This is a genomic window from Pseudomonas sp. Y39-6, assembly GCF_023651955.1.
In the GTDB taxonomy this organism is placed as follows: domain Bacteria; phylum Pseudomonadota; class Gammaproteobacteria; order Pseudomonadales; family Pseudomonadaceae; genus Aquipseudomonas; species Aquipseudomonas veronii.
In genome coordinates, this window is sequence record NZ_CP069594.1 from 402,698 (window position 1) to 414,057 (window position 11,360).

At 62.6% G+C, this 11,360-nt stretch carries 9 protein-coding genes; 8 read left to right on the plus strand and 1 reads right to left on the minus strand.

The annotated features are described in order from the left end of the window. The first annotated feature begins 147 nt into the window (after positions 1-147). From JN756_RS01735 to JN756_RS01755, 5 genes are all read left to right on the plus strand, one after another. Positions 148-3,687 carry a DUF2339 domain-containing protein gene (locus tag JN756_RS01735; protein ID WP_057003612.1) on the plus strand — a complete coding sequence of 1,180 codons (3,540 nt, stop codon included), beginning with the start codon at positions 148-150 and terminating at the stop codon, positions 3,685-3,687. Next, complete coding sequence (locus JN756_RS01740; RefSeq protein ID WP_169863899.1) at positions 3,687-5,039, plus strand: DUF3999 domain-containing protein; 1,353 nt, start codon at positions 3,687-3,689, stop codon at positions 5,037-5,039. Before JN756_RS01735 ends, JN756_RS01740 begins: the two co-directional genes overlap by 1 nt. A 109-nt stretch (positions 5,040-5,148) precedes the next feature. Continuing rightward, a complete protein-coding gene (locus tag JN756_RS01745; RefSeq protein ID WP_046384995.1) occupies positions 5,149-6,159 on the plus strand; it encodes a class 1 fructose-bisphosphatase in 1,011 nt (336 codons plus the stop codon). 185 nt (positions 6,160-6,344) lie between these two features. Continuing rightward, a complete protein-coding gene (locus JN756_RS01750; protein ID WP_010563154.1) occupies positions 6,345-6,599 on the plus strand; it encodes a hypothetical protein in 255 nt (84 codons plus the stop codon). A gap of 30 nt (positions 6,600-6,629) precedes the next feature. Further along, entirely contained in the window at positions 6,630-7,199 is a 570-nt protein-coding gene (locus tag JN756_RS01755; protein ID WP_017849913.1) for a lipocalin family protein, read from the plus strand. 84 nt (positions 7,200-7,283) lie between these two features. On the opposite strand, the gene JN756_RS01760 is transcribed toward JN756_RS01755, so the two are convergent. Beyond that, positions 7,284-8,648 (minus strand): formimidoylglutamate deiminase, encoded by a 1,365-nt coding sequence (locus JN756_RS01760; RefSeq protein WP_017849912.1) that lies wholly within the window; start codon positions 8,646-8,648, stop codon positions 7,284-7,286. A gap of 78 nt (positions 8,649-8,726) precedes the next feature. Here JN756_RS01760 and hutC point away from each other — a divergent pair, with 78 nt between their 5' ends. From hutC to JN756_RS01775, 3 genes are all read left to right on the plus strand, one after another. Continuing rightward, the gene (gene hutC, locus JN756_RS01765) at positions 8,727-9,506 is read left to right on the plus strand and encodes a histidine utilization transcriptional repressor HutC (RefSeq protein WP_169850562.1); all 780 of its coding nucleotides are present in this window, start codon (positions 8,727-8,729) and stop codon (positions 9,504-9,506) included. Continuing rightward, positions 9,503-10,063, plus strand: coding sequence for a HutD/Ves family protein (locus JN756_RS01770; protein WP_169863789.1), 561 nt, complete (start codon positions 9,503-9,505; stop codon positions 10,061-10,063). Before hutC ends, JN756_RS01770 begins: the two co-directional genes overlap by 4 nt. 106 nt (positions 10,064-10,169) lie before the next feature. Beyond that, positions 10,170-11,348, plus strand: coding sequence for an integrase core domain-containing protein (locus JN756_RS01775; protein ID WP_372340312.1), 1,179 nt, complete (start codon positions 10,170-10,172; stop codon positions 11,346-11,348). Positions 11,349-11,360: the final 12 nt, after the last annotated feature.

Sequence of the window (11,360 nt, forward strand, 5' to 3'; positions counted from 1 at the left end):
CAAAATGTGGGAGGGGGCTTGCCCCCGATAGCGGACTGTCAGTTTGCAGATATGGCGACTGGCACACCGCTATCGGGGGCAAGCCCCCCTCCCACATTGGTCTCGCGTCGATATACTAGGTCCCGGTTTGCTTAGGGAATATCGACCATGCAATGGATTTTCATGCTGATTGGGCTGGCGCTCGGCTGGACGCTCGATGAGTCGTTCGGCGACGCGGGCATCGGCGCGCTGCTGGGGTTGGGCATTGGTCAGGCGATTCGCCTGTCGATGCTGGCTTCGCGCACGGATGAACAAGGCCGTCAGTTGGAGACCGCGCAGAAAGCGCTCACCGCGCTGGAACAACGCCTGGCGCAAATGGAAAAGCCTGCACCCGAACCTGCGCCGCTGGCGCACAGTGTGGTGGTCGAATCCCCCGTCGCCGAATCCGCCCCGCCGGCCAAGGCCCCCGAGCTTATCTGGGAATTGCCCGCCGAACTGGCGCCGACCCCCGTCGCCATTGCCGCCGAACCAAGCCAGGCATTACCGGCGGATGTGTGGACGCCTGCCGAGAAACCTCCTGCACCTGAACCGGTTATCCCCCGAGGCCCGAACCTGATCGAACGCGCCATCCGCGGCGCGCGCAATTGGCTGTTCGGCGGCAATACCGTGTTGCGCGTCGGCGTGGTGCTGCTGTTCCTCGGCCTGGCCTTTTTGCTGCGTTATGCCACCGAAGGCATGGTGGTGCCGATCGAACTGCGTTATGCCGGGGTTGCCGCCGCCGCCTTGGGCCTGCTGGGCCTGGGCTGGTGGTTGCGGCTGCGCAACAGCAATTACGGCTTGATGCTGCAAGGCACCGGGATTGCGGTGCTGTACCTGACGGTGTTTGCCGCAATGCGCCTGCACCCGTTGATCGACCCGGGCGCGGCGCTGGGCCTGCTGGTGGCGGTCACGCTGTTTTCGGCGATTCTGGCGATCACCCAGGATGCGTTGGGCCTGGCCTGCGCAGCGGCGCTGGGCGGGTTTGCCGCGCCGATCCTGACCTCCACCGGCGCCGGCAGTCATGTGGCGCTGTTCAGCTACTTCGCCCTGCTCAATGCCGGCATCCTCGCCATCGCCTGGTTCAAGGCCTGGCGCCTGCTCAACCTGATCGGCTTTGTCGGCACCTTCGGCATCGGCTTCGCCTGGGGCCTGCGTTCGTATGCGCCGCAGTTGCTATGGAGCACCGAGCCGTTCCTGATCGTGTTTTTCCTGATGTACCTGGCCATCGGCCTGCTGTTCACCCGGCGCAAATTGCTGGAGATGAACGACGCGCCCGAGGACGACAGCCGGGGCGCGCTGCTGCGCTGGTCGGCGGCCAAGGGCGATTATGTCGACGGCAGCCTGCTGTTCGGTCCGCCGCTGGTGGGCTTTGGCTTGCAGTTCGCACTGGTCCAACACCTGGAGTTTGCCGCTGCGTTCAGCGCCCTGGGCCTGGGCATCATCTACATGGGCCTGGCCCGACTGCTCAGTGGCGGGCGTGCCTTGTTGCTGGCGGAAACCTGTCTGGCCCTGGGCGTGATCTTCGCCAGCCTGGCGATTCCCCTGGGCCTCGACGCGCGCTGGACCGCAGCGGCCTGGGCCGTGGAAGGCGCCGGGATCTTCTGGCTCGGCCTGCGCCAGCAACGGCCGTTGGCGCGGGCGTTCGGCCTGTTGTTGCAACTGGGCTCGGCGCTGGCGTTCCTCAGTGAACTGCGCGTCGGCGCACACACAATGCTGGACGGTGCGCCATTGGGCGCGCTGTTGCTGGGCACCGCGTTGCTGTTCAGCTTCGCGCAGTTGCGCAACGCCTCCACCGAACAGGCGGCGGCTTGGGAGCGCAAGGGCTTGCCGGTGTTGGCCAGTCTCGGGCTGACCTTTGTGTACCTGCTCGCACCGCTGCTGTTGCTGACCCAGGGCACCGCCATCAGTTGGGCGCTCGCCGGCCTGGCGACGCTGTACGTGGGCCTGCGCATCGGTTCACGGACCTTTCTGTTCACCGCGTTCGCCGTGCAACTGCTGGGTGGCGCGTTGTTCCTGTTGCGCCTGCAAGGCGGTGATGGCGCGGCGGTATTCAGCGCGGGTTGGGGCGGTTTGCTGACGGCCTCGCTGATCGGGCTGGCGTTGATCGGCGGCATGCTGCTGGCGGCCCGTGACGACATGGTGCGCAGCGACGCGCGCCTGTTGCGCGGGTTGTCGGTGGTGTTGCTGGCCGGCCTGGTGTTGATCAACCTGGCCGTGCTGTTTGTGCTGCCTTGGGAAAGCGCCAGCGGGGTGTGGGCGGCGAGTGGTCTGCTGATCATCTGGTTGAGCCTGTACCTGCAACAGCGCGTCAGTTTTGTGTTCGGTTTGCTGCTGCAACTGATCGGCGGCGCGTCGTTCCTGCTGGCAGTGCCGGAACTGCTCGGGCCGTTGACCAATGAAGGTTTGCGTCCGTTGGCGCACAGCGGTTTCTGGACGCCGATGGTGTTGGGCCTGGCCGCTCTGGTCGGCGCCTGGCGCTTGCAGCGCGAACCTCATGCGCCAGTGTTTGCCGTGCTGAAACTGCAACGCCTGTCCGACCTGTTGCTGGTATGGGGCGCGGCCTGGTGGGCGTTGGCGCTGATCGGCGAAGTGCTGCGGTTTATCCCGCAAGAGTTGCAGGGCGCGTTCCTGCTGGGTATCGCCGCGGCGAGCGTGGCGCTCTGGACGCTGTTCGCGGCGCGCCTGCGCTGGGCCTCGCTGGCGATGCTCTGCACCTTGCTGATGCCGGCGGCGGCAGCGGTGTTGCTGGTGTCTGCCCATAGCTACTATCACCCGGCGGCGCAGTTCGGCTGGCTGGCCTGGCTGGCGGTGTTCGCGGTGCATTTCATCTCATTGCGGCGCTTGGCGGCGGTGGCTCCGGCCAAAGTACTGAGCGTTGCCCATGTGTTGGGTAGCTGGATGTTGATCGGCGTCCTGGCGCTGGAGCTGCGCTACGGCCTGTTGTTGCTGTCGAGCGAATACAACGCCTGGCGCTGGCTGGGCTGGGCGATCCTGCCGAGCCTCTACCTGGTGCTGGCGGCTGCGCCGCGCAGTTGGCCATGGCCGGTGTCGGCCTATGGCAAGGAGTACCGCGTGCTGGCGGCGCTGCCGTTGGCGGTGCTGATGCTCGGCTGGTTCTGGCTGGCCAATACGTTCAGCGACGGTACGGCCAAGCCGTTGCCCTATGTGCCGCTGATCAACCCGCTGGACCTGGGCCTGCTGTTTGCCCTGCTTGGCGTGTATCTGTGGTCGCGCAGTGTGGCGCCGCAGCGCGGGCCGCGTGCCGAATGGATCGCCCAAGGGGTGGCGGGGGCTTCGCTGTTTGCGTTCTTCACGGCGCTGGTGATGCGTACCGCCCACCATTGGGGCGGCGTGCCGTTTCACCTGGACGCGTTGCTGGAGTCGATGCTGGTGCAAGCCGGTTTGTCGATCATCTGGACCCTGATCGCCCTCGGCCTGATGATCGGCGGTCACCTGCGCCATCGTCGCGAAGTTTGGCTGATCGGCGCGGCGTTGATTGCCGTGGTGGTGGCCAAGTTGTTTTTTGTCGAGCTGAGCAACCGTGGCGGCCTGGCGCGGATCGTGTCGTTCATTGGCGTGGGCGGGTTGTTGCTGGTGGTGGGTTACTTCGCACCGCTGCCGCCCAAGCGCGCCGAACCTGTGTTGGAAACTGAAGGAGCATCCTCTTGATCGGTAAGTTGAGCGTGGCGGTAGTGGGCGTGTGTGCGACATTGTCGGTATGGGCCCAGGAAACGCCCGCCGACTTCTCCGCCCAGGTGCCGCTGAGTATCAGCGGCAACGGCCCGTGGTATCGCCTCGAATTGCCGCTGGCCGTGCAACTGAGTGCGCGCCAGGCCGACCTCAGCGACCTGCGCGTATTCAATGCCGCCGGTGAGCCCCAGGCCTACGCGCTGTCGCGCCAATCTGCGCAACACACCGAGAACCGTAACGTTGCCGATGTGAAGTGGTTCCCGCTGTACGCCGCCGACACCCGCGAAACCTTGCCAGCGGTGGTGATGAAGTCCAGCGCCGAAGGCACCTTGCTGGAGGTGCGCCCCTCCACGGCAACCACGACCGGCCAGCAGGTGCTGCGCGGCTGGGTGCTCGACGCCAGTGCGATCAAGGCGCCGTTGCAGCAACTGAGCCTCGACTGGAGCCACGAGCAAGAAGGCTTCCAGCGATTCAGCATCGAAGCCAGCGATGACTTGCAGCACTGGACGCCCTGGGGCGACGGGCAAGTGGCGCGCTTGTCGTTTGCCGACGAGCGCGTCGAGCAGCACGACGTCAACCTGCCGGGGCAAACGGCGCGTTACCTGCGCCTGTTGTGGCAGGGCCAGGCGGCGCCGCTGTTGACCTCGGCCAAATTGGTCAGCGCCACCCGCAGCAGCCTGCCGACGCCATGGGTGTGGTCGCAGCCGCTCTCCGGCACGCGGCTGCAGGCGGGGGAATACACCTGGCAGTTGCCGGCGGGGCTGAACGTCGAGCGCCTGCGCGTGGAATTGACACAACCCAATACGCTGGCGCCCGTGACCTTGTCGGGGCGACGCGACAGCAAGCAAGCCTGGCAGCCGCTGAGCAATGGTTTGCTGTACCGCCTGACCCAGAACGGCCAGGACGTGGTGCAGGATCAATTGCAGTTGCCGGGCCAGGCGGTCGCCGAACTCAAGTTGCAGGTGGATGAGCGCGGCGGCGGCCTGGGCACCGCCGCGCCGACCCTGCGGGTTGCCGTGCGCGCCACTCAGTTGGTGTTCCTGGCGCGGGGCGAGCCGCCGTTCACCCTGGCGCTGGGGAATGCCTCGGCCAAGGCGGCGAACCTGCCGCTGTCGACCCTGATCCCCGACTACAGCGCCGAGCGCCTCAACACCTTGGGGCAGGCCACGGTGGCGGGGGACGTCAGGGTCACGTCGCCAGCGCTCGTGGCCGCTGTCGACACCGAACCGAACTGGAAAAAACTCGGACTCTGGGCCGTATTGCTGCTCGGTGTGGCGGCGCTGGGGGCCATGGCTTACAGTTTGCTGCGCAAGCCTGCAGCAGCACGTTAAATAACGTCCATGAACTCTATTGGGTTTAAATCCTCTGATAGGAGGAAATACGCCCCGACTCGCGTTAAACTGCGCGGGTTTTTAGCCCCCCCATACATCGGAGCCTTCCATGTCCCGCGTTACCCTGAGTCGCTATTTGATCGAGCAGACCCGCAGTAACAACACGCCTGCCGATCTGCGCTTCCTTATCGAAGTGGTGGCGCGTGCTTGCAAGGAAATCAGCCACGCCGTGTCCAAAGGCGCGCTGGGTGGCGTCCTCGGCAGCATGGGCACTGAAAACGTCCAAGGCGAAGTGCAGAAGAAACTCGACGTGATCTCCAACGAGATCCTGCTCGAAGCCAACGAATGGGGCGGTCACCTGGCCGGCATGGCGTCCGAAGAAATGGACAATGCCTACCAGATCCCGGGCAAATACCCGAAAGGCGCCTACCTGCTGGTGTTCGACCCACTGGACGGCTCGTCCAACATCGACATCAACGCCCCGGTCGGCACCATCTTCTCGGTGCTGCGTTGCCCGAACGAACACCTGAGCCAGAACGAAGCCCTGAACGAAAAGGCCTTCCTGCAGCCGGGTACCCAGCAGGTTGCCGCCGGTTATGCGATCTACGGCCCGCAGACCATGCTGGTGCTGACCTTGGGCGACGGCGTCAAAGGCTTCACCCTGGACCGCGAAATGGGCAGCTTCGTGCTGACCCACGAAGACATCTCGATTCCTGCTTCTACCCAGGAATTTGCGATCAACATGTCCAACCAGCGCCACTGGGAAGAACCGGTCAAGCGCTACGTCAGCGAGTTGATGGAAGGCGAAGAAGGCCCGTTGAAGAAAAACTTCAACATGCGCTGGGTCGCGGCGATGGTGGCTGATGTACACCGTATCCTGACCCGCGGTGGCGTGTTCATGTACCCGCGTGACAGCCGCGAGCCGTCCAAGCCGGGCAAGCTGCGCCTGATGTACGAAGCCAACCCGATGTCGTTCCTGGTTGAACAGGCGGGCGGTGTGTCCACCGACGGCCACCAGCGCATCCTCGACATCCAGCCCGAAGGCCTGCACCAGCGCGTGGCGGTGTTCCTGGGTTCGAAGGAAGAAGTCGAGCGCGTGACCGGCTATCACAAGAAGTAAGTGCGGCGAGGGAGCAAGCTCCCTCGGCACGTTCAAGACGTGAAGTCTTGAACGATGAGAAGCCCCGAAACGTTTCAGCGTTTTCGGGGCTTTTTTGTTTTCGTTTGTCGGGAACCAGACACCTGTTTTCCCTTCTAAGCTTCTGGCAGACCCCCAACCTGCCTCGTCCCTCCAGGAGTTATTCCATGTCGTTACGCCGTCTCGCTTTGCTGGCCTTTTGCGTGCTGTTGGCCGCTTGCAGCAAGATCAATCAGGAAAATTACGCGAAGCTGTCGGCTGGCATGGCCAAGGCCGAGGTGGAGTCGTTGCTCGGTAAGCCGACCGATTGTTCCGGCGCGCTGGGTATGTCCAGCTGCACCTGGGGCGATAAAAACAGCTTTATCAGCGTTCAATATGCCGGTGACAAAGTTCTGATGTTTTCCGGGCAAGGCCTGAAGTAAACCGGGGCGAAAGCCTGCGGGAGAAGAAGAATGATGCGTTTTGTTGTGTTCCTTTGCGCCAGCCTGTTTTTGGCGGGCTGCGCCAGCCATTCTGGCGATGATCTGCAACCCAAGACCGCGGGTAACGTCAACCTCAAGCGTTACCAGGGCACCTGGTACGAATTGGCGCGATTGCCGATGTACTTCCAGCGCAACTGCGCGCAGTCCGAGGCCCGCTACACCTTGTTGCCGGATGGCGATATGTCGGTGTTCAACCGCTGTCTGACCAGCGACTGGAAGTGGGAAGAAGCCAAGGGCACCGCTACGCCGCAAGTGCCGGGCAAGACCGACAAGCTCAGGGTGGAATTCAATAACTGGTTTACCGCGCTGTTGCCGGGCGTCGCCAAGGGCGACTACTGGGTGTTGTATGTCAGCGATGATTACAAGACTGCCCTCGTCGGTAGCCCGAGCCGGCGCTATATGTGGATCTTGTCGCGCACGCCGACGGTCAGCGCCGACACCCGCGAAGACCTGCTGAGCAGGGCACGGCAGCAGGGTTATGACACCACGCGTTTGATCTGGCGCACGTCGGACAAGCAGATGGCGAAGACCTCGCAGTAACTCTGGATCAGCACAAATCCAATTGTGGGAGGGGGCAAGTCGAATCGTCGCACCGCCCCTCCCACATTTGTTATGGGTTGCCTGTTAACCGAGTAACTCTCTCAAAACCTGGGTAAACGCCCGGCTGCTCTCTTCTTCAGCGGCATGCCGCCCATCGCGCACCACCCACTTGCCGTTGACCAGCACATCACGCACCTGGCGATCGCCACCGGCGAACAGCCAGCGATTGAGAATCCCGTCTTCGGTCGCCGTCGCCAGGTACGGATCGTTTCCGTCCAGCACCAGCCAATCGGCGCGCTTGCCCACTTCCAGACGACCAATCGGCTGCCCCAGCGCCTGGGCGCCGCCGTCCAGTGCGGCATCGAACAGCGTGCGGCCGACCATCGGTTGGTCGTGGCGATACAGGCGATTGCGCCGCTGATCGCGCAGGCGTTGGCCGTATTCCAGCCAGCGCAGTTCTTCCACCACGCTCAGCGACACATGGCTGTCGGAACCAATACCCAGGCGCCCGCCTTGAGCGAGGAAATCCACTGCCGGAAAAATCCCGTCGCCCAGGTTGGCTTCGGTGGTCAGGCACAAACCGGCAATCGCGCGGCTGTTGGCCATGCGCGTCACTTCCTCGGGGTCGGCATGGGTGGCGTGTACCAGGCACCAGCGCTCATCGACGTCGACGTTGTCATACAGCCATTGCAGCGGGCGTTTGCCGCTCCAGGCCAGGCAGTCGTCGACTTCTTTCTGTTGCTCGGCGATGTGGATATGCACCGGGCAGGCCTTGTCGCTGGCAGCCAGCACGTCTGTGATCTGTTGCGGCGTGACGGCGCGCAGGGAGTGAAAGCACAAGCCCAGTTGCTGCGCCGGCTGTGCGGCGAGGATCGGTTTCAGGCGCGCCTGCAGCTCCAGATAATGTTCGCCGCTGTTGATAAACCGCCGCTGGCCTTCATTGGGTGCCTGGCCGCCAAACCCGGAGTGGCTGTAGAGCACCGGCAGCAATGTCAGGCCAATCCCGCTGCTGGCGGCCGCCTGGCTGATCTGCCGCGACAGTTCCGCGCGGTCGGCATATGGCTGGCCGCTGACGTCGTGGTGGACGTAATGAAATTCCGCGACCGAGGTGTAACCGGCCTTGAGCATCTCGATATACAACTGGCGCGCGATGATCTGCAGTTGCTCCGGATTGATCTTGCCGACCATGCGGTACATCAGCTCGCGCCAGGTCCAGAAGCTGTCGTTCGGGTTGCCGGCCACTTCGGCCAGGCCCGCCATGGCGCGCTGGAATGCATGGGAGTGCAGGTTCGGCATGCCCGCCAACACCGGCCCCCTGAGCCGTTCGGCACCGTCTGCGCTGGCATTGGCCGCGACGTGGGTCAGCAGGCCATCAACGCCGACTTCAAGGCGTACATCGTTGGCCCATCCATCAGGCAGCAGTGCGCGTTCGGCAAAGAAAACGGACATGTTCAGGGCACCCCGGTCGTGTGTTTATTTGTATATACATATACAGACGTTTGCCTGCTCGGTAAACTCCGGCAATCTATGCATCTTTTTCCCCTGCAAGGATTCCCCGTGCCGACTCCGCCCGCCAAGTCTTCACTGGCTGCCCACCTGGACGAAAGTCCGGCGCCCTTGTATGCCCGCGTCAAACAAATGATCAGCCAGCAGATCCTCAGCGGCAACTGGCCGCCCCATTACCGCGTGCCGTCGGAGAGTGAACTGGTCAGCCAGCTGGGTTTCAGCCGCATGACCATCAACCGCGCCCTGCGTGAACTCACCGCCGAAGGGCTGCTGGTACGCATGCAAGGCGTCGGCACGTTCGTCGCCGAGCCCAAGAGCCAGTCGGCGCTGTTTGAAGTGCATAACATTGCCGATGAGATCGCCGCCCGCGGCCATCGGCATACCTGCCAGGTCATCACCCTGGGCGAAGAGGCGGCCGGTTCCGAGCGCGCCGTCGCCCTGGAAATGCGTGAAGGCGGGCGGGTATTCCACTCGCTGATCGTTCACTTTGAAAACGATATTCCGGTGCAAATCGAAGACCGCTTCGTCAACGCCCTGGTCGCGCCGGAATACCTGCAGCAGGATTTCACCCAGCAAACCCCCTACGCCTATTTGAACCAGGTCGCACCGTTGACCGAGGGCGAGCATGTGGTCGAAGCGATCCTCGCCGATGCCGCCGAGTGCAAGTTGCTGCAGATCGAACCGAGCGAGCCGTGCCTGTTGATTCGTCGACGCACCTGGTCCGGTCGCCAGCCGGTGACCGCCGCGCGCTTGATCCACCCCGGTTCCCGTCACAGCCTGGAAGGACGCTTTAGTAAATGAGTGCAGTGACCGTCTGGCGCGCCGCCAATTACGTGCGTATGCCGTGGAAAAACGGCGGCGGCAGCACCGAAGAAATCAGCCGCGATGGCGGCCATGGCCTGGAGGGCTTTGGCTGGCGCCTGTCGATTGCCGATATCGGCGAGTCGGGCGGGTTTTCCTCCTTCGCCGGCTATCAACGCGTGATCACGGTGATCAACGGTGCGGGCATGGTCCTGACCGTGGACGGCGAGGAGCAGCGGGGGTTGTTGCCGCTGCAAGCGTTCGCGTTCAAGGGCGACAGCCAGGTGTCGTGTCGCCTGATCAGTGGGCCGATCCGCGATTTCAACCTGATCTATTCACCCCAGCGGTACCATGCGCGGTTGCAGTGGGTCGATGGGATGCAGCGCTTTTTCAGCACCGCGCAGACGGTGCTGGTGTTCAGCGTGGCCGATGAGGTGACGGTGCTCGGCCAGGTGTTGGGTCATCATGATTGCCTGCAGGTGGACGGTAATGCTGGTTTGCTGGATATCTCGGTCACGGGCCGCTGCTGCATCATCGAACTGACTGCCCGCGGTTAAAAAATGTGGGAGGGGGCTTGCCCCGGTACAGACCGGAGACATCCTTTACGTTTGAAACCGGAGACATCGTTTACATGTATTAATCATGGCCAGGAGGTAACTGGCCATGTCATGGAATCGAGAGTCCCCTATGGACCAAAAAGTCAGATTGATAGGCGACTGGCTGTCCGGCGCCTATTCAAAACGTCAACTGGCATTGAGCTACGGCATTAGTCGACCGACCTTGGACAAGTGGCTGCAACGGTACGCCACTGCGGGCTTGGACGGACTCAAGGAGGCTTCACGCCGTCCACTCTCAAGCCCTTTTCAAACGTGCGATGCACATATTGCTGCTCTAATTGAGCTCAAGCATCAACACCATGACTGGGGCCCCAAAAAGCTGGTCAAGGTCCTTTCCAATCGCTATCCGGAATGTCATTGGCCGGCACCCAGCACGGCGGGGGAATGGCTCAAACGAGCGGGACTGGTCCAAGAGCGGCGCAAGCGCAATCGTCCGCCTACCGGCCCCGTCAAACTTCGCCCGGCAGACCTCCCCAATCAAACGTGGGCCGCTGACTTCAAAGGCGACTTTTTAATGACGGATGGCCGACGCTGTTACCCGCTGACACTCACGGATCAGGCCAGCAGATTCATATTGTTGTGTCGTGCTCAGCCCAGTGTGGCCGGGGCCCGCGAGGGTTTTGACTGGGCTTTTCGCGAGTATGGTCTGCCTGACGTCATCAGGACTGACAACGGTTCACCCTTCGCTTCAACCGGCCTCAACAGGCTCTCGAGTCTGGCCGTATGGTGGATACGACTGGGTATCTACCCAGAGCGTATTCAGCCGGGGCGACCCGATCAGAACGGGCGGCATGAACGTATGCATCGCTCACTCAAGGCCGCGTTACTGAAGACGCCAGAAGCCAATATGGTCCAGCAGCAGTTGGCGTTTGAACGATTTCGACAGGAATTCAATCATGATCGGCCGCACGAGGCGTTGGGTATGAAAGTGCCGAACGATCTGTACGATAAATCGCCAAGGATCTATACAGGCTGGGTACCTCCTGCCGAATATGGGGCGGATATGGAGGTACGCAAAGTCAGAACAGACGGATCAATGAAGTGGAGGGGCAGGATGATCTTTTTGAGTGAGTCACTGGTAGGAGAGTCCGTTGGACTGCGAGAAGTGGACGACAACGTGTGGGACATGTACCTATGTAACTATCCACTGGGTAGGCTAGACAGCGGTGCAAGCCGGCTGTCCAGCACCCAGAAACGTAAAGGATGTCCCCGGTCTCGTTTGTAAAGGATGTCTCCG